This window comes from Pseudomonas sp. Leaf127 (assembly GCF_001423155.1).
GTDB lineage: Bacteria > Pseudomonadota > Gammaproteobacteria > Pseudomonadales > Pseudomonadaceae > Aquipseudomonas > Aquipseudomonas ovata.
Genome location: NZ_LMOA01000026.1, coordinates 1 through 19,686, shown reverse-complemented (window position 1 = coordinate 19,686; position 19,686 = coordinate 1). Strand labels below are relative to the sequence as shown.

Below are 19,686 nucleotides of genomic sequence, written 5' to 3'. Positions count from 1 at the left end.
GATGGCGCTGGATATCATGATTCGTAAAACCGACGGCACCACGTCGAGGGCCGAATTCCCGGAGGGTCTTCATCAAGCCCTGTTCAGGAACGACGTGAGGATCAGGAAAACATCCATTCTTTATCATTTGAAGGACTATTACCTGACCGACTGTTCATTCAGGAACGACGAGATTCTCAGGCTTGTGACGGCGCTCGAATCAGAGAAAACCCGTCTGCCTGCAGAGCATGCCCAGGCGCTGGAGAATGTGCTGGCTCTGCTTGGCGACGTTGATCTGGCAGAGATTGCATTCGCCGGTGACTAGGGTCTGTTGCGCAATCGCAACGCCCCCTCATTGCCCAATTACCCGGACCCGGAAAATCATGTTCGCCGACGACAAGCTCGCCTTCCAGACCGCCCTGAACAGCATGCTCAAGACCCTGAAATGCTCGGCGCTGCCCATGAGTGCTTCCAAATTCCACCTGAAGTTTCGCCTGAACAAGGTCGTGGTGGCCGAGCTGTATTTTCTCTATTCGATCAACTCGCGGGCCTATTACTTGAGTGGCATGGTCACAGGTGGTCCGGTGTTCGAGCGCATGCAAGGCATCAGCCCGCCCTACCGCAGCAACCTGAATGCGGGCAACCCGGGGTGTTTTTCTTTCTGCACCAGCGGCAGGCAGGACAAGAAATTCAGCCCGCGCATCGATGGTGTGATTCCCATTCCGCCGGCCAGCGCCACGGCGCAGGTGTGCGAGCACATCAAGGGCGTGCTGGAAAACCACTACATCCCGCTGATCACCAGGTGCATTTTTCCGGATGAGTCCACCCTGGCCCATGTGCTGGAGGCGCCGGGGGATTACAGCTACCCCGCCGTGTTCATTCATTGTGCCGCCGCATGCAATCCGGACCTGCTGGCCTCAGGGCTGATGGAAACCCTCAGGACGCGCCGGGCGATTGTCAAAAACAAGGCGTTCGACCTTGCCCTGACCACCGCGACCGGCTGCGTTAGCAGTCGTAAATTTTCAGCGTCTACACAATTTTTGCGAGCGCTGCGCACTCGGTCGCGGGCAAGCGCGCTCCTACAAGCGGTGAATTCATATCCTGAAAAATCAGTAGGTTATTTTGTGTTTGAGGAGAACCACGTTCTGTTTTCGGCAGTCAAAAAGCGGCGACCTGGCGTGGTAAATCAGGTGCAATACCCCGACTTGCGGTAAGGTGCCGCGACTTCTACAGCCACACTCAGCCTGCCAGAATGGATGGCCACTCAATTGGCTCGATCTCGACGTTTCAGCCTGCTAGACCTGTACCGCCGTCATCGCCGGCAAGCCGCCGTCCACACCGCTTGCAGCGCGTTGATGAGCTGCCGGCATGTCTGACGCGATCTGGGCCGCCCGGCTGGGGGATGGACTCGAACACACCTCGATGCTGGCCGACATTGTCGGCGGCGTGCTGGAGGTGGCCGCCAGCGTAGCGATTGGCGCACTGGCCACCGCAGCGGTGGTCGCCGCCACCGGGATCACGGTCGCCACCGGCGGGCTGGGCGCCTGCCTGCTGGGGGCGGTGGTCGGGCTGGTGGTCGGCGTGGTCATGGCCAAGACCGGTGCCGACACCGGGCTGTCGCGATTATGCGAGGGCATCGGCAACAGCCTGTTCCCGCCCACCGTCCAGGCCACCATCAGCACCGGCTCGCTCGACACCCTGACCAACAGCCGTCCGGCCGCGCGCGCCGCCGGCTGGGTGCCGCCCGGTGCAGCGCCCAGTGACCAGGAAGGCTCGGACGACGCTGAAGCCAGTTACCTCGACATCGCCAAGGGCTTCTTTTCGCAGATGTGGCGGCCTACGGTGGCCATGCCGGCACCAGGGGCGCAGCCGCTGCCCGAGGACCTGGTGCTGTGCGCCAAGCACCCGCCGATGCCGCCGCAATACCTGGCCGAAGGCTCGGACAAGGTCACCATCAACAGCCAGCCGGCGGTGCGCAGCGGCGACCGCAGCACCTGCGAGGCGGTGGTGGTGTCGTCCGGGCCGATTTCGTCGAATGTGCGCATCGGCGGCGGCACGCTGACTGTGCGCGAGATTCGCAGCGGCAAGACCCCGGGCGTGGGCCTGGCGGTGACCGCACTGTTGATGCTCAAGGGCAGCAAGGGCAAGTTCCTCAGCAACCTGCCGTGCATGCTGCTCGGGGGCGTCAATGCCTTTGTCGTCGGCCAGGCCACCAATGCCCTCACCCAGGCCATTGTCGGTTCGCCCAACCCGGTGCATGCGCCCACTGGCGCCAAGGTGCTGGGCGAGGCGATGGAGCTGGACTTTGTTGTGCCGGCCTTGCTGCCCATCGACTGGCAGCGCGTCTACAACAGCCGTGACGAGCGCCGCGATGGCCTGTTCGGCGCCGGCTGGAGCGTGGGCTGGGAAGTGAGCGTGACGCTTGAAGCGCATGCCGACGGCGGTGAGTCGCTGCTGTATGTCGACGAACAGGGCCGGCGCATCGACATGGGCAGCATCCCCTTGGGTGGCGCGGTATTCAGTGCCGGCGAAGGCCTGGTCGTACGCCGGCACAGCAATGGCCAGTTGCTGATCGAGAGCGACGACGGCCTGTACCGTCTGTTCGAGCCCAGCCCCCACGACACCCGGCACCTGCGCCTGACCCAACAGGGCGACCGCAACGACAATCGCATCTACCTGGTGTACGACGAGCACGGCCGCCTGCAGCGCCTGCACGACGACGACAACGCGGTGCAGGTCGAACTGGGCTACAGCGCGCAATGGCCACAACGGGTCAGCCATATCGAGCGTCTGCATCCGGACGGCCTGCGCGATGTGCTCAGCCGCTATGCCTACGATGCGGCCGGCGACCTGAGCGAAGTGCGTGACGCCGAGGATCAGGTACGCCGGCGCTTTGCCTATGACGCCGGGCGGCGCATGGTCGAGCATCAGTTGCCGTCCGGGTTGCGCTGTTTCTATGCCTGGGCACTGGTCGAGGATCGCGAATGGCGGGTGGTGCGGCACTGGACCGATGACGGCGACGAGTATGCTTTCGACTACGACCTGGAGGCCGGGCGCACCACCGTGCGCGATGGCCTGGGCCGCACCAGCGAGCGCCGGTGGAACGCCCGGCATCAGGTCACTGAATACCGCGACAACCTCGGCCAGACCTGGTGCTTCGAGTGGGACGACGAGCGCCAGTTGCTCGGCGCCACCGACCCGCAAGGCGGGCAGTACCGCTTTGACTACGACGAGTCTGGCAACCTCAGCGCCAGCCTCGACCCGCTGGGCCGGCGCACCACCACGGTGTGGCTGGAGCACTGGGCGCTGCCGCAGGCCGAGACCGATGCGGCCGGCAACACCTGGCAGTTTCACTATGACGCCCGCGGCAACTGCATTCGCGAGACCGATCCGCTTGGCCAGGTGACCCGCTACCGCTACGACGCCCATGGCCAGACCGTTGAGATCATCGATGCCGCCGACAAGCGCCAGCAGTTGCGCTGGAACCGCTTTGGCCAGTTGATCCAGCGCAGTGACTGTTCCGGCTACCCCACCGACTACGCCTACGACCGGCACGGCAACCTGACCTGCATCACCGATGCGCTGGGCGAACGCTCGTTGTATCAGCACGATGCCCAGGGCCGGCTGTTGGCGCACGAGTTGCCTGACGGACGCCGCGAGCAGTACCTGCGCGACGCCCACGGCCAGTTGATCGGCCATACCGATGCGGCCGGCCACACCACCCGCTATCGCTATGACCGCCGTGGCCAGGTGCGCCAGCGCATCGATGCCCAGGGCCGGCAGGTGCAGTTCGAATACGACGCTTATGCGCGGCTGCTGGCGCTGAGCAATGAAAACGGCGAGCGCTACCGCTTTGCCTGGGACGCCGGCGACCGGCTGGTCGAGCAACAGGGCCTTGATGGCGGACGTCGTCGCTATGCCTATGACGCCCGCGACCAGTTGACCCGTGTCGAGCACCTGCCGGCGCTGCTGGCCACCGCCGTGGCGACCCTGGTCGAGCCGCCCGCGGCGCCCATCATCCACGAGTTGCAGCACGATGCCGCCGGCCGTCTGACGACCAAGATCACCGGCAACGGACGCACCGACTACCAGTACGATGCGCTGGACAACCTGACGGCGGTGAGTTTCACCGACCCGGCTGGCGAGCGGCAACAACTGGACTTTGCCTATGACGCCCTGGGCCAGTTGCGCGAAGAGCGCAGTGCGGCCGGGCGCCTGGCGCATCGTCACGATGAGCTGGGCAATCTGGTGCAGACCTGCCTGCCTGACGGGCGCTGGCTCAACCGCTTGTATTACGGCAGCGGGCATTTACACCAGTTGAACCTCGATGGCCGGGTGATCAGCGATTTCGAGCGCGACCGCCTGCACCGCGAAGTGCTGCGCACCCAGGGGCAGATCAGCACCCGCAGCCAGTACGACCGCAGTGGCCGGCTGCGCAGCCGCTTGCGCCGACCGACCGGCCAGCCGGCGGCCTTGCCGGGGCTGGGCGAGACCGACTATCAGTTCGACCAGATCGATAACCTGGTGGCCCGTATCCGGCGCGATCGCCAGCCGCCCGGCGACGGGCGCCAGTTGCTGGGCCATGACAGCACCGGGCGCATCATCGCCAGCCAGGACAGCCTGACCGGCCAGAGCGAAACCTTCGCCTACGACGCCGCCGCCAACTTGCTCGACGGGCCGCAAAACGGCGGCCTGGTACGGCATAACAGGCTGCTGGTGTGGCAGGACAAGCGCTACTACTACGACGGCTTTGGCCGGCTGATCGAAAAGCGCAGCACCCGCCACGGCGTGCAACGCTTTGCCTACGACGCCGAACACCGCCTGATCGAGGTGCGCAACGCCAACGGTCATCGCGTGTGCATGCAGTACGACCCGCTGGGCCGGCGCATCGCCAAGGTCGAGCGGCACGCCAGCGGCCTGGTGCTGGGCGAGACCCGTTTTGTCTGGGACGGCATGCGCCTGTTGCAGGAGCACAAGAACCACCTGACCAGCCTGTACCTTTATACCCAGGGCAGTTTCGAGCCGCTGGCGCGGGTCGATGGCAGCGGCAGCCAGCAACAGGTGCGCTACTACCACAACGACCTCAACGGCCTGCCCGAACAACTGACCGACAGCGACGGCCAGCCGGTGTGGCAGGCGCAATACCAGGTGTGGGGCAACACCGTGCGCGAGCGTCGCGCCGCGCATTATGTCGAAGAGCAGAACCTGCGCTTTCAGGGCCAGTACCTGGACCGCGAGACCGGGCTGCACTACAACACCCTGCGCTTCTTCGACCCGGACATCGGCCGCTTCACCACCCCCGACCCGATCGGCCTGGCCGGCGGCCTGAACCTGTATGCCTATGCGCCCAACCCGTTGGTATGGGCCGACCCGCTGGGCCTGAGCAAGTGCGGCACCGCCAGCGGCAAGCGCCCGCCGGGGCCTGTGCATGACCAGCGCACCACCGACAGCTTTACCGGTGGCGTGTACAAGAACCGGCAGTTGACGCGTAACGAGCGCTACTACAAGTACCATGGCGTGGATAACCGCACCGGGCGCAAGGTGTCGTGGCTGGCCAACAAGAAATTCGGCACCGAAGACCAGTTGCGCAAGGACCTGGCCATCGACCGGGCCTGGAACATCAAGATCACCAAGGTCTCGGAGTTCGAGGTGCCCAAAGGCACCTGGATCAGCGAAGGCACCGCCGCCCCGCAAGGCCCGGGTTATCCCGGTGGTGCATATCAAGGCGTCGTCACCAACCTGCCCCGCGCCTGGGTCATCAATACCAAAGGAGTGCCCTGGTAATGCCCTTGAACGAACTGCTGATTGCCCTGGATAACCTGATCCAGGCGCTGAACAAGGACGGCAAGCCCTCGGCCGAATTCTTTGCCGACCGTGCCGCCGAACTGCGCCAGCCCAACCTGGGCGCCACCGGGCATCATGAAAGCCTCAAGCGCCTGTCGACCTGCATGGCCATGGCCCAGTACGGCGACTTCTCGCTGGAACAGGAAGCGCTGCTGGGCAAGGTCGTCGACCTGGCCCATGAGTGCCTGACCACGCCCTGACCGGGAGGCCGGCGGTGCCTGCCGCGCAGCCATCGCCGGCAAGCCGCCTCCCACAGAGATCAATGTCGTTGCTGGAATGAGTGCCCGGCCTCAATACAGTGAGAGTGGCCGGTGACAGGGCCAGAAAAACCGCCACGTCTGTTTCGGGCACCTCTAAAAACTACCTGCGTTGTTTTCACCGGTATCGACAGCCCTTATGAAGCCCCGCTGGCGCCGGAGTTTGTGATCGACACCTGCCAGGACGATGGCGAGGTGTTGCTTGGCCACTTGTTGCAGCGGGTCGCGCAGGACCGCGCAAGGCACTTTGCCTCCTGTCAGAACTGTCAGTAGACGTTTGCCAGCGCCCTTGCACACTGTGGGGTTCTGTCGCACGGGCGGTGCCTGAGTGCGCCTGGGAGCCTGTGTGGCCTTACCTGCGGAGGTGCCACCCATGGATGCGCTGAATGTCATCAACATCGGGACCGACAAGGTCAATTCGTTGCTTAATCTGGTTTTACAGTACGCGGCCACCTTTGGCCTGAAGCTGCTGGTCGCCGCCCTGATATGGATTGTCGGGCGCTGGTCGATCGGCATGGTGGTGCGGATGCTGCAACGCTACCTGACCCGACAGCGGTTCGACCCGACGGTGCTGCGCTACCTGGGCTCGTTCGTGACGGTGACCCTGAACATCATCCTGGTGGTGGCGATCCTGGGGTATTGCGGTATCGAGACCACCAGCTTTGCGGCCTTGCTGGCGGCGGTGGGCCTGGCGATCGGCATGGCCTGGTCGGGGTTGCTGGCCAATCTGGCGGCAGGTGGCTTCATCATCGTGCTGCGCCCGTTCAAGGTGGGCGACTCGATTGCCGTGGACACGGTCAGTGGACGGGTGGAAGAGATCGGGCTGTTTTCAACCGCTCTGGATACAGCGGAAAACGTGCGGGTGCTGGTGGCCAACAACAAGGTGTTTTCAAGCACCATCGTCAACTACTCGGTCAACGATTATCGCCGCGTGGAACTGACCGCGACGTTGCCGGCGACCGTGGATGAGCAGGCCGTCAGTGCCCGGCTGAGCGAGCAGTTGCAGGCCATCCCGCATGTGCTGGCAACGCCGCCGGTGGACGTGCAGCTGACCAGTATGAGCGCCGACAGCCTGACCCTGGCGGTCAGGCCGTATTGCCACAACGATCATTACTGGCCGGTGTATCACCAGAGCCTGGAGGTGATTCGCCGGTTGCTGCGCGAGCAGGCAGGCGGCGACAGGGGCTGAACCTGTGCGCCGCTGAAGCGGCGCTTACTGGCCCATGGCGCCAGAGCTGGCCATGACGAAGGCAACGAATTCTTCGACGGTCATCTTGCGGCCGTTGAAGTCGACGCTGTTATTGGCGTACTGCAAGGAGGTGACGATGTTGTCGCCTTCAACCTTGGCCAGCTGCATGCCCTGGGCCATGGCGCCGATCATTTCGCTGGTGGTGGTGGCTTGCTCGCTGATTTCCTTGGCATCGGTCATGCCTTGCATCGAGGCCTGCAGACCGACCAGGTCCTGGACCATGCCCTTGGACAGCACGAAGCGCGCGTCCAGCGCACCGATGCTCTTGCTCACCAGCTCATCCTGTGGCTGGTCGAGCGGGCCCGGATCGGCCAGGTCGATGCTGATGCGTGCATGGCTTTCACCGTTGGCGGTACGCAGCGAGAGTTTTTCCAGCTCCAGGTGCGGCTTGCCGGCCAGCAGCTTGCTCATCTGGGCATCTACCAAGGCTTGGTCGGCCGGGGTCAGCTCGATATCAAGCGGCTCCTGGGCGGCGGCGGCGGCCTGTTGTTGCGGCACCACTTTCTCTTGGAACAACTGATACAGCGCCTTGGTGGCGACAATGTCGAAATTGCCGAAACGCAGGCCCATGTGCGCTGCGCCGATTTCCTTGCCGTTGTAGGCGATCTTGCCGATGTCGTAGTTGATCTGCGCCGAGAGCTTGTCGCCCTCTTCCTGCATCAGGTTGGTGTTGGCGAGCTGATCAAGCTGCACCGTTGCGGCCCCGGCCGGCTGGAAGGTCATCTGCTCGACCTTGACGTTGCTGTGGCCCAGGTAGAAACCGACCTTGCCCTTGGTGCCGCCGGTGTCGAAGCTCATGCCCTTGACCTGCATGGCCACCGGGCCATCCGGGGACTGGACGTTGAGCTGCAGGCTGTCCATGTTGCCGGTGACCTTGATCTTCTCGGCATCGGCCGACACATCGCTGTGCAGGACCATGCCGGAGAAGTTGAACTCGCCATCGGCGTCTTTCATCTGCATCGGGGCGAAGGTCAGCGAGCCATTGACGGCGCGGTCATAACCGATGCTGGCCTGGCTCTTGAACGGCGTCGCGCCCTGGCTCAAGGCAAACCATTTTTCGGAGTCCTTGGTCTTTTCGATCTCGCCATTGCTGACCGCCATGACCGGCAGCAGCTTGAGCGAAGTCAGGCGCGACAGCGGCAGCGGGCCGTGTTCGATATGGTCGACGAAGTACAGCTCCAGGGTCTGCATCTGGCCTTCCGCGTTTGGCGCCTGGAATGTGGTGCGGTAGCGCGCGGTGCTGCTGAACAGGCCGCTGTCGAGCGACTCCATTTGCACCGTGGCCTTGTACTCGCTGCCGGCGAATGCCTTGGCCAGTTCCTGATTGCCCTTGGCGAGCGTGTCGTTGAGCACGCCGGGCAATTGTTGGCCGGTGTACCAGGCGCCCCCGGTTACCACGGCGCCGACTACGATGATGACGCCTGCAACGATACCTGCTGATTTATTCATGTCGACCTGGAGATGTCCGTTCTGATGGTTGATAAGCCTTCCCTGCACCCGATCACAACACGGCACCGGACCGGTGGAGGCCTGACAAAAAGTTGCAGGAGATTAACACTGCACCGCGCCCGATGACGCGGCGACGTGGCCTGAATGCGCGGTTCGACACATTTCTGGAGATTTCGTTGCACGTCGCGGAAAAGGTTATCGGGTAGCCATAGTCTCGTTTGTCGCGTTAGGCTGGATGCGGACTGACACAGAGGCCGATCACATGAGTGCACAGCAGGACAACCGCCGGCCGATCAAGGCCGTGATTTTCGATATGGATGGTTTGTTGCTGGACACCGAAGGGATCTATACCGAGGTCACCGAAATGATTGCCCGCCGCTATGGCAAGCATTTCGACTGGAGCATCAAGCAGAACACCATCGGGCGTGGCGCCCGGGATTTCTCCGGCTACATCATCGACACCCTGCAGTTGCCGTTGTCGGTGGATGAGTTTCTCGCCATGCGCCAGCCCATGCTCGACGAACGCTTCCCGCAGGCGCAGGCCATGCCCGGGGCCGAAGCGCTGGTGCGCCATCTGGCCACCCACGGCATTCCCATTGCGGTGGGTACCAGTTCGTCGGTGCATTACTTTCACGCCAAGATCACCCGCCACCAGGCCTGGTTCGAATTGTTCGACACCGTGGTCACCGCCGATGACCCGCAGGTGACGGCCGCCAAGCCGGCGCCGGACATCTTCCTGGTGGCCGCCGAGCGCCTGGGCATCGATCCTGCCGACTGCCTGGTGTTCGAGGACTCGCCGTTCGGCGTGACCGCCGCCAAGGCCGCCGGCATGATGGCCGTGGCCATCCCGGATGTGCACATGCCGCCCGAGCGCTACCGGCATGCCGACCTGATCCTGGGCTCGCTAGGCGAGGCGCCGCTGGCGCAATGGGGCCTGCCTGCCATGCCGGCCTAACGCTGCGCACCTGCAAATCTATTCAATGACATGGAGGGTGTTGAACATGACTTATCGCACACTGGGCCAATCGGGCCTGAAGGTTTCCACGCTGACCCTGGGCTCGATGATGTTCGGCGAACAGACCGGCACCGAGGAGTCGCTGCGCATCATCGACAAGGCCTGGGACCAGGGGGTCAATTTCATCGACACGGCCGATGTGTACAACAGTGGGCGTTCCGAGGAAATCGTCGGTGAAGCCATTGCCGCACGCCGCAGCGAGTGGGTGCTGGCCACCAAGGTGGCCGTGGGTCCCCACGACGGTATCCCCAATCGCGCAGGACTCAACCGCAAGCACATTTTCAACGCCATCGAGAACAGCCTGCGCCGGCTGGATACTGATTACGTGGATATCTACTACCTGCACAAGGAGGACCACGACACGCCACTTGAGGTGACGGTGTCGGCCATCGGCGACCTGATCGCCCAGGGCAAGGTCCGTTACTGGGGCGTGTCGAACTTTCGTGGCTGGCGCATCGCCGAGATTGCCAATGTCGCCCAGCGCCTGGGGGTGGACAAACCGATCATCAGCCAGCCGCTGTACAACATCGTCAACCGCCAGGCCGAGCTTGAACAGATCCCGGCAGCGGCCTTCCACGGCCTTGGCGTGGTGCCCTACAGCCCGCTGGCGCGGGGGGTGCTCAGTGGCAAGTACGCACCGGACATCGCCCCCAGCGGCGACAGCCGGGCCGGGCGCCAGGACAAGCGCCTGCTGGAGACCGAATGGCGCGTGGAGTCGCTGCGCATCGCCCGGCAGATCCAGGACTACACTCGCGACAAGGGCGTCGGCATCGTCGAGTTTGCCATTGCCTGGGTGCTGAACAACCAGGCGGTGACCTCGGCCATCGTCGGTCCGCGCACCGAACAGCAATGGGACAGTTACCTCAAGGCGCTGGAGGTGCGCATCAGTGCCGAAGACGAAGCGTTCATCGACTCGCTGGTGACGCCAGGCCACGCCTCGACGCCCGGCTTCAACGATGTTCAGCACTTTGTGTCAGGTCGTCTGCTGCGCTGATGCGTTCCGCCGTGCAGGGTTGAACCGGCATGGCGGCTGCGTTTTTTCTGGTATGTAGGTAAATGCTCATATCAGACAGGCCGACGAACGACATTAAAATACGCAACGAATGTGTTGATGAATGCCCCTTGAATCCGAAAAATGCGTCTCGCTTTGCGCGCCACAGGGCTGCGCCGGGCGCTGATGCGGGTCATGCCGTATTTTTTCTACCCATTGCAGGGGTTTTGGCTAGTCTATGGACAGCCCGCTTGTTAATTGGATCCTATTCGGCCAGGTTGATAAAGATTTATGGCGATGCGCAAGATCGATAGAGAAGCTTTTTTATACGAGGTGCTCGGTAACGAGCAGCCGCCTGCGCACCTTGCCAGGACCGTGATCGAAGAGAAGCTGCGCAGCGCCATTATCGATGGCCGCCTGCCCAGTGGCACGGCCTTGCGACAACAGGAACTGGCCACCTTGTTCGGCGTCAGCCGCATGCCGGTACGCGAAGCCTTGCGTCAGCTTGAGGCGCAGTCGCTGGTGCGGGTCGAGCTGCACAAGGGCGCCGTGGTGGCGCCGCTGATTACCGAGGATGCCGTCGAGGCCTACGCCCTGCGCATGCTGTTTGAATGCGAGGCGCTGCGCCTGTCGATTCCGCTGCTGGACGAGGACGACTACGCCCAGGCGCGCGGCTATATAGAGGCGCTGGAAGTCGAGACCGATTACACCCGGATCGGCACCCTCAACCGTCTGTTTCACATGGCGCTGTACGCCAAGACCCCGAACAAGCGCCTGATGCGCCTGGTCGAGTCCGGCCTGAACGAGGAGGAGCGCTTCCTGCGCTTCAACCTGTCGGCCATGGGCCTGGGCAAGCTGGCTCAGGATGACCACTGGGAGCTGCTGCGCCTGGCGCAAGCCCGGGATGTCGAGCAGACCGTGGCCAAGTTGCAGCTTCACCTCAATCGCGCCGTCAATGCCATTACCGGCTACCTGGCCAGCAAGGCAGCCGAAACCCGGCCAAAGCGGCAACGCAAGAAAAGCCTCGCGTGATGCACCGGGCTGCACGCAGCCCGGCTCGCCCCTGATCGTGATCTGACGCCATTCGCCAGCCCGGTATATCGCCCGGGCTGTGCGCTTGCCTTTTTTCTGGCCACTTGCTTGGACTGTCCTGCGGATAAGGCAAACTCGCGGTGACCCCGGCTGCGCCATGCGCATGGCACCGGTCGGGGCATCCCTGACTGCCTCTATGGCACAGGACAGTGTTCATCTGTTTGAACGACACGGCAAAAGGAGTGCTTGCCCAGGGCCGCATGATCGCGCGTGTCAGTTGCGCTATCGCCCACCCCTTTATCACGACCTTGATAATCCGATCATACGAGTGACGCCGAACGAGGCATTCGTTCATTAACTTCAATTTTGGCTTTTATTAGCTGAAAGGATCACTCACGCGCCTGTAAATCATAATTAAATGTTTTACACGCCCTTCTTCATACTTGAAAAAAGTGCATTTAAAATAATACAAAAAAACATTGCGAGACGCATTCCAAGTGCTTTAACTTTTATGGGCAGCCGGTCATGAACAGATCGGGAAACACTTCGTCTGTTCTGCCCACCGGCTGTACCGCAGACCACCCGTGCCTGACAAAGGCGCCCAACCCTCATGAATACTGGCGTGTCTCCAGAGCATTGACGTGTACGGACGTCGGCTTGCGCTCGCCTTTCCTATTCATGAACCCCGGGTGACTGCAACCAACATGGAATGTTGTCAACGGCGAAACAGGCCTACAGAGTTGCAACTTTCCGGCGTATTTACAACCACCGGGATACCGTCATGACTTGTCAGAAAACGCGACTTGAACGTAAGAAACAAGAACTTAGCCAGCACCCCGTTTTTGCTGAAATTGATTCATTACCCGTGTTACGGCGCTTTATGGAAGTCCATGTATTCGCCGTGTGGGACTTCATGTCGCTGACCAAGCGCCTGCAACAGGAGCTGACGTGCACGCAACTGCCGTGGCTGCCGCCGCGCGACCCTGCCGCCGCACGTCTGATCAATGACATCGTGCTCGGCGAAGAGTCGGATGACCGGCCCGGGCACGGTCACTACAGCCACTTTGAACTGTACCTGGATGCCATGCGTGAGATCGGTGCCAGCACCGCCCAGGCCGAGCGCTTCATCGAGTTGCAGCGCCAGGGCGTGCACCACACCACCGCGTTGCAACGGGTCAATGCCGATCCGGCCGCCGCCCTGTTCGTCACCCAGACCCTGGCCACGGCACTGCATGCACCGGCGCACTGCGTCGCCGCCTCGTTCCTGCACGGCCGTGAAAGCGTGATACCGGCGATGTTCCAGGCCCTGCTCGACAAGTGGGAGATCGGCACCGCACAGGCCCCGACCTTTCGCTATTACCTGCAACGGCATATCGAACTCGACTCCGAGGACCACGGGCCGGCGGCCGAGCATTTGCTGGCACGCCTGGTCGCCGGCGATGAGCAACGCGAGCGCGAGGTCTACCAGGCCGCCATCGCTGCCGTGGAGAGCCGCATGGCGCTGTGGGACACCTTGCGCCTGCACTTGCACGCCCCGTTGATGCAGGCCAGTGCATGACGCGCCGCCTCCCCTTGCAGCCTGAAAGGACGCCATCATGAAAGCTGAAGACTACGTGTCATTCGTCGAGGCCTGGGAAGCACGCGCCACGATCCGCACGCGCCCACGGCGTATCGTCGAGGACGATGAACGCCTGATCTACCCGCTGAGCCGCCAGCCCCTGGTGCTCAGCGAAACCTTCACCCGCCAGTGCCCGGAACTGCGCGATTACGCCCTGGTGCAGAGCCTCTACAAGTTCATCAACGATGTGGTGATTTTCGAGACCGAAATCGTCGACAAGACCGCCCGCAGCATCGCCAAGGACCGCTTCGCGATCCGTTTTCCATTCGCGTGCCGCTTCGATGCCATGAGCGTGGTGGTCGATGAGGATTATCACGCCCTGGTGGCGATGGACTTCATGCAGCAGACCATCGCCCTGACCGGCATCGAGCCCATTGCGCTGCCCACCGAGATCGAGCTGAGCCGGGCCATTCCGGCGGCCCTGGCACAGGCCCCTGATCACCTGCGCAGTGCCGTGGAGCTGATTTGCGTGGCCATTGCCGAGAACACCGTGACCAATGATGTGGCTGCGTTTGCCAAGGACGATTCGGTCAAGCAGTCGGTCAAGGGCCTGATGGCCGATCACCTGCTCGACGAAGGCCGTCATTCGGGCTTCTGGACACGGCTGGTGCGCATCTACTGGCAGACCGCCGCGCAGGCCGACCGCGAGGCGATTGCACAGATCCTGCCGGTGTTCATCCATCAGTACCTGACCAACGAGATCCAGAACGGCTTCGACTTTGCCCTCATCGATCACCTGCCGGTGGCCGACACCGTGAAGCAGGCCCTGAAGGCCGAAACCCTGGCGTTGAGTTTTCCGATCAACAGCCATCACCCGCTGGTGAGCAATATCGTGCGCTTCTTTCGTAACAGCACGCTGCTTGAAGCCGCGTGCGTGCGCGAAGCGCTGGTCGACTACCTTCCGGCCCGCGAGGTGTGCGCATGAGACGCCTGGAGATTGTACTGGCCGGTTGCAGCGGCGTGCTGGAGGCGCTGCACCGTGAGCTGCTGGAGCATGGCCATGCCGTGCATCACCTGCGCGAGCCGCAGGCTGTGCGCGCGGCTGCAGTCAATGAGCCGGCACTGCTGATCGACGACGGCAGCCTGGCACTGGATGAAACGTGTCTGGGTGCGTTTGCCGCCGAGCATTGCCTGAGCGTGCGGGTCGGTTTCAAGACCGACGCCTTGCAGGACCTGCCAGCGCTGGAACTGTTGTGCTGGCATGGCCGGCGCCTCATCGTGCGCCAGTGGCAGCCCGAACAGGCGGCGGGCAATGGCCGGCAATTGCGCGATGACACCGTGGCGACGCTGGTGGACCTGCTGGCCTTGCAGGTCAGCCGACTGTCCCGGGATGCGAATTACCTTGCCGGCTTGAGCGAGGTGGCCGCGACACCGATCGAGACTGTAGAGGGTTTGCAGGCGCTCGATTGCCTGGTGTTCAAGCATCGCTTGAACCAGACCGCACATCCGGCCCTGCTGGAAGTGGCCGCCACGCCGCTGAGCATCCGTCTGGCGCACAGCCTGGCCGTGTTTGCCGAACGCCCGGCGCTGACGCTGGGCGGGCAGACGCTGAGCTACCGGCAGCTACAGGCACAGGCGGTGGCCATCCAGCAACCGTTGCTGGATCGCCTGGCCACGCTGCGCCAAGGGCAAGCGGTGCCAGTAGTCGGCATCTGCCTGCCCAAATCGGCAGCATTGTTTGCCGGTGTGCTGGCGATTCTGGGCAGCGGCGCAATCTATCTGCCGCTGGACCCCAACCAGCCGCTGCAACGCCAGCAGTACATCCTGGAAAATGCCGGGGCCGTGTTGCTGCTGCACGATGGCGAGCACTCACTGGCAGCGTCCGGGTTTCCGGCGCTGGCTATCACCGACATCGCGGTGACGGCGTGTGATCAGCCGCTGGCGCGCGTGGCGTTTGCCAGCGACAGCCCGTGCATGGCGCTGTACACCTCAGGCACCACCGGCCAGCCCAAGGGGGTGTTGCTCAGCCAGCACAACCTCAGCCACTTCACGGCCTGGTATGCCGACTACGTGGCGTTGTCCGAGCACAGCCGGGTCTTGCAGTTCTCGACCTTGAGTTTCGACTCGTCGGTGATCGATATCTTCCCTACGCTGCTCAGTGGCGCCGAGCTGGTGGTGGCCGACGAGGATCAGCGCCGCGACCCGCTGCAATTGCTGGCCCTGCTGCGCCAGGGCATCAGTCACGCGTTTCTGCCACCGGCGCTGCTGAGCCTGTTGCCGCTTGAGGAGCCGCTGGGCCTGACACACCTGGTGACCGGCGGTGATGTCTGTGAGCCGTACGTGATTGAACGCCTGGCCGGCCAGTGTCACTTTTACAACCTGTACGGGCCGACCGAGGCCACGGTGCTGGTCACGGCCCGGCCCTTCGAGGCCGGCAGCAGCAACCGTAGCCTGGGGCGGCCGATTGCCAACAGCCAGGTGTGGATTCTGGATGAGGATCTGCAGCCGGTGGCCGAGCAGGTGCAGGGCGAGTTGTATATCGCAGGACCCGGCGTGGGCCTGGGTTATGTGAATAACCCGCAGTTGAACGCCGAGCGTTATGTCGAGCTGCAGTTGCCCGATGGCCAGCACCTGCGCGTCTATCGCACCGGTGACCTGGGCAAATGGACCCCGGAAGGCATCGAGCTGGGCGGGCGACGGGACAATCAGGTCAAGATCCGGGGTTTTCGGGTCGAGCCCGAAGAGATCGAGCATGGCCTGCGCAGCGCACAGTTGTTTCGCCAGGTGGCGGTGGTCATCGACGAGCAGCGGCGGGTCCTGGCCTTTGTCGCCCAGCCCCACGACGCCCGGCTGACGACCACCCTGCAAACGCTCAAAGATCATGTGCAGCGCCTGTTGCCGGACTACATGCAGCCCACGCTGTACACCGTGCTGGAGCACATGCCGTTTGCCAGCAATGGCAAGGTCGACCGTGTGGCGCTGCTGAAGATACCGCTGCAGATTGCCGGGGCCGGTGTGCGTCGGCAGCCCGACAACGAACAGGAGCAGCGGCTGCTGATGTTGTGGGCCGAGCTGCTGGAGCTTCCGGCGCAGGACATTGCCACCGATGAAAGCTTCTTTAATCTGGGCGGGCATTCGATTCTGTTGTCGCGCTTGTTGCTGGGGGTCCGTGAGCAGTTCGGGCGCAGCATTCCGATCAATCGCTTTATCGAAGCGCCGAGCATCCAGACCCTGGCCCGGTTGCTCGCCAGTGACGAGGGCACGGGCTGGACAGTCAGTCCGCAGGCCTTGCGTGATGCCAGCGCACCGCTGCACCTGCCGGTGCTGCCGGTCAGTGCCCTGGGCGATGTGCACAAGGTCATCGTCACTGGCGCCAACGGCTTTCTCGGTGTGCACATCGTGCAGGCGCTGCTGGACTGGGGCGCGACCGAAGTGGCCTGCCTGGTGCGTGAGGGCAACGGCCTGAGTGCGCGCGAGCGTTTCATCCAGGCGCTGCAGGAAAACCGCCTGGCGCACCTGGACCTGAGCCGGGTGAGCATTCATGCCGCCGACGTTACCCGGCCGCAGCTGGGCCTGGATGACACGGTTTATGAACGGCTGGACCGTGAGTTCGGGGCGCTGGTGCATAACGCCGCCAACGTCAATCACGTACAGGACTACGAGACCCTGGCCCGCGACAACGTGGCGCCGATTTTCGAGTGCCTGAAGCTGTGCGAGGGGCGCAGCAAGAAAGTGTTCAATTTTGTCTCGACGCTGTCGGCGTCCAGTACCGTCGATGCCGCGGGCAGCGTGCTGGAACAACCGGCCGCCGCCACGCCACCGATCTACATCAAGAACGGCTACAACCTGTCCAAATGGGTGGCCGAGCGGGTGCTGGAGCAGGCGCGAGCGCTAGGGGCGTGGGTGAATATCTATCGCCCCGGCAACATCGCCTTCAACAGCGTCACCGGGGTCTGCCAGCCGCAGAAGAATCGGCTGATGCTGATGCTCAAGGGCTCGCTGCAACTGGGCCAGGTGCCGGACTTCGCCATCAATTTCGATCTGATGCCGGTGGATTTCCTGGCCCGCTTCATCGGTTTTCATGCCAGTCGCCACCAGCCCGACAAGGCGGTGTTCAACCTGCACAACCCTGAACCCCTGAGTTGGGACAGCTATGTGCAGGCCTTCCGGGACGCCGGCCGGGAATTCGAGCTGGTCAGCGTGGCGCACTGGCAGACCCAACTGAATCGGGTCGACAGCCAGAACGCGCTGTTCGGTGTGCTGGGGTTCTATCTGGACGGCTTCCAGGAGGACATCGGTGACATCTCGATGATCGAGTACCACAACGCCCTGGCCGGTATTCACCGGATGGGCGAGCACTACCCGCCCAAGACGCCGGCGCTGCTGAGCAAGGGCTGCACCTACCTGAAAGAAATCGCCTTTATCTGATCTTGTTTTTAAGACAACGGAGAATGACATGACTGTATTCACTACGCTGCAACCCGACACTCGCATCCACAACGCCGCGGCCTGCCGTGTCGTGTCCAGTGTGCATGTGCCGGCCGACGCCACGCGTGCCTGGGCCGTGGCGGGCGACTTTGGTGGTTTTCAGGCCTTTGTCCCAGGCATGGAGAGCACCGAGGTGATCGGCCAAGGGCCGGGCTCGGTGCGTCATAAGCGTTTCAAGGACGGCCATGTGGCCATCGAGCAGTTGAACACCCGCGATGACCAGGCCCGTTGCATGACCTGGACGCTGATCCATACCAGTCTGCCGGTCGGCAACTTGTGGGCGGCCATGACGGTGGCGGCGGTCGATGACCAGGCCAGCATGGTGACCTGGACCATTGTTGCCGACCCTCTGCCTGGCGCCGCGCAGGACCTGGCGGCCTTTGAAGCCTTCCTGCAGGGCTTTGCCGACACCTCGATGAATAACCTGCGCGGCCTGTTCGGCTGACACGTGCTCACTGAGCCCGCCCGGTGCCTGGCACCGGGCGGGCACTCAAGTGCGCTTTATTCAGCCGGTTGCACTACCAGGGTGGCCGGGGTCATGACCCCCGCATCGAACAGGTAGCGCTTGCCGGCGCTGGCACAATAATTCTTGAAGCCTTTGCGCGAGCATTCCACATCCGGCGTGGCCAGGCTGGGAAAGACGGTAGGGCTCGTCCCGTAATCCAGATACAGGATGTCGCGCCCGACCTTGCCAATCATGGGCGCTGAGTACTGAGTGTTGTCACACTCCATTTTCTCGCCAGTACAGGGTACAGGCAGCCACTTCAGCTGCGCCAGGTCGAGGAGCGGCACGGGGGCACCATTGATGAACAGGTGCTGGCGATCCCTGGCGAACGAGAACCGGTCCAGGCGGGTGTCGTCCTCGAAGGGGAAGATCACCTCGAAACTTTCAGGGTCGGCTCCATTGATCTTTTCCGAATCCAGGTACACCGACGTGCTGTCCATCGCATAAGACGCGGCACTACGCCGCTGCACGGGCGTCAGGTTGGTCTGACTGGACGCCAGCGTGCGCAGGTGGGCACCGTCCTCGCTGACCAGCCAGAACGTGCGCTCTTCGACGTTTTCGTGGGTTTGCAGCTTGTCGGGCATATAACACTTGGGCATCAGGATCTTGCCCAGCGAACCGACACCGGTACCGCCGCAGTCGTTGTAACGATTGCTTGACGAGGTGACATAGAAGATACGCCCATCGATGACCTGGTAACCGGTCGGGATGGGGGTCTCACTGTCCTTGGGTGCAGGGCAATCCTGGGTTTTGTAGGGTACGCGGCGGTCCCGGATCGAGTCGTGGATATTACCGTCGTACCACTTTTCAGTGCAGGTATGGCGCTCGAATGCCTGGGCGGCGGGGGGTGCCGTCAATATGCCACAAAGCAGGCCGAGGGCGGCCAGAGCCGATGCGGTGGCTGTTCTGGATGAGGCGGCCGTGCATATCCATTGCGTGTTCACTGCATGACTCCTGCTGGGGGCTACCTTGGGGGGCCAAATACTTTTTTCGACCCAAAAACAAAACCCCTGACCGCAGGGCGATCAGGGGTTTCGGAATTGAATCTTGACGATGACCTACTCTCACATGGAGAAGCTCCACACTACCATCGGCGATGCACCGTTTCACTGCTGAGTTCGGGATGGGATCAGGTGGTTCCAGCGCTCTATTGTCGTCAAGAAATTCTGTGTGCCGGCGCGTCGATGACAACGTTCCAGCGAATTCGTGTGACTTCTACTTAAAGCAAAACCCCCGATCGCAGAGCGATCAGGGGTTCTGGGTTTGAATCTTGACGATGACCTACTCTCACATGGAGAAGCTCCACACTACCATCGGCG

General features: G+C 62.7%; 14 protein-coding genes and 1 rRNA gene. 12 read left to right on the top strand and 3 right to left on the bottom strand.

Going from position 1 to position 19,686, the window contains the following annotated elements; all coding sequences use genetic code 11:
* Position 1: 1 nt before the first annotated feature.
* From ASF84_RS27320 to ASF84_RS27300, 5 genes are all read left to right on the top strand, one after another.
* A complete protein-coding gene (locus tag ASF84_RS27320; RefSeq protein WP_056842036.1) occupies positions 2-304 on the top strand; it encodes a hypothetical protein in 303 nt (100 codons plus the stop codon).
* A gap of 58 nt (positions 305-362) precedes the next feature.
* The gene (locus ASF84_RS27315) at positions 363-1,193 is read left to right on the top strand and encodes a hypothetical protein (RefSeq protein WP_177339487.1); all 831 of its coding nucleotides are present in this window, start codon (positions 363-365) and stop codon (positions 1,191-1,193) included.
* 154 nt (positions 1,194-1,347) lie between these two features.
* On the top strand, positions 1,348-5,763 hold the full coding sequence (locus ASF84_RS27310) for an RHS repeat-associated core domain-containing protein (protein WP_082481883.1): 4,416 nt from the start codon (positions 1,348-1,350) through the stop codon (positions 5,761-5,763).
* Complete coding sequence (locus ASF84_RS27305) at positions 5,763-6,023, top strand: hypothetical protein (RefSeq protein ID WP_056842035.1); 261 nt, start codon at positions 5,763-5,765, stop codon at positions 6,021-6,023. Before ASF84_RS27310 ends, ASF84_RS27305 begins: the two co-directional genes overlap by 1 nt.
* Positions 6,024-6,453: 430 nt before the next feature.
* Positions 6,454-7,269: a mechanosensitive ion channel family protein gene (locus ASF84_RS27300; protein WP_056842034.1), complete on the top strand. Its 816-nt coding sequence runs from the start codon at positions 6,454-6,456 to the stop codon at positions 7,267-7,269.
* Between the two features lie 24 nt (positions 7,270-7,293).
* Here the strand turns inward: ASF84_RS27300 and ASF84_RS27295 are convergent, their stop codons facing one another.
* Positions 7,294-8,778 carry a YdgA family protein gene (locus tag ASF84_RS27295; RefSeq protein WP_056842033.1) on the bottom strand — a complete coding sequence of 495 codons (1,485 nt, stop codon included), beginning with the start codon at positions 8,776-8,778 and terminating at the stop codon, positions 7,294-7,296.
* A gap of 262 nt (positions 8,779-9,040) precedes the next feature.
* Here ASF84_RS27295 and ASF84_RS27290 point away from each other — a divergent pair, with 262 nt between their 5' ends.
* The 7 genes from ASF84_RS27290 to ASF84_RS27260 all read left to right on the top strand — a co-directional run bounded on the left by ASF84_RS27290 (position 9,041) and on the right by ASF84_RS27260 (position 18,307).
* Positions 9,041-9,733: an HAD-IA family hydrolase gene (locus ASF84_RS27290; protein ID WP_056842032.1), complete on the top strand. Its 693-nt coding sequence runs from the start codon at positions 9,041-9,043 to the stop codon at positions 9,731-9,733.
* Positions 9,734-9,779: 46 nt separating this feature from the next.
* Positions 9,780-10,787 carry an aldo/keto reductase gene (locus ASF84_RS27285; protein ID WP_056842031.1) on the top strand — a complete coding sequence of 336 codons (1,008 nt, stop codon included), beginning with the start codon at positions 9,780-9,782 and terminating at the stop codon, positions 10,785-10,787.
* Between the two features lie 294 nt (positions 10,788-11,081).
* Positions 11,082-11,816 carry a GntR family transcriptional regulator gene (locus ASF84_RS27280; protein WP_056842030.1) on the top strand — a complete coding sequence of 245 codons (735 nt, stop codon included), beginning with the start codon at positions 11,082-11,084 and terminating at the stop codon, positions 11,814-11,816.
* 781 nt (positions 11,817-12,597) lie between these two features.
* Complete coding sequence (locus ASF84_RS27275; RefSeq protein WP_056842029.1) at positions 12,598-13,374, top strand: DUF3050 domain-containing protein; 777 nt, start codon at positions 12,598-12,600, stop codon at positions 13,372-13,374.
* Between the two features lie 37 nt (positions 13,375-13,411).
* Positions 13,412-14,359, top strand: coding sequence for a diiron oxygenase (locus ASF84_RS27270; protein WP_056842028.1), 948 nt, complete (start codon positions 13,412-13,414; stop codon positions 14,357-14,359).
* The gene (locus ASF84_RS27265; protein ID WP_056842027.1) at positions 14,356-17,802 is read left to right on the top strand and encodes a non-ribosomal peptide synthetase; all 3,447 of its coding nucleotides are present in this window, start codon (positions 14,356-14,358) and stop codon (positions 17,800-17,802) included. Before ASF84_RS27270 ends, ASF84_RS27265 begins: the two co-directional genes overlap by 4 nt.
* 28 nt (positions 17,803-17,830) lie before the next feature.
* Positions 17,831-18,307, top strand: a complete 477-nt coding sequence (locus ASF84_RS27260; RefSeq protein WP_056842026.1) for an SRPBCC family protein — start codon at positions 17,831-17,833, stop codon at positions 18,305-18,307.
* A gap of 56 nt (positions 18,308-18,363) precedes the next feature.
* Here the strand turns inward: ASF84_RS27260 and ASF84_RS27255 are convergent, their stop codons facing one another.
* Both ASF84_RS27255 and rrf read right to left on the bottom strand, forming a co-directional pair.
* Complete coding sequence (locus tag ASF84_RS27255; protein WP_056842025.1) at positions 18,364-19,224, bottom strand: DKNYY domain-containing protein; 861 nt, start codon at positions 19,222-19,224, stop codon at positions 18,364-18,366.
* A gap of 188 nt (positions 19,225-19,412) precedes the next feature.
* Positions 19,413-19,528, bottom strand: a 5S ribosomal RNA gene (rrf, locus tag ASF84_RS27250).
* Positions 19,529-19,686: the final 158 nt, after the last annotated feature.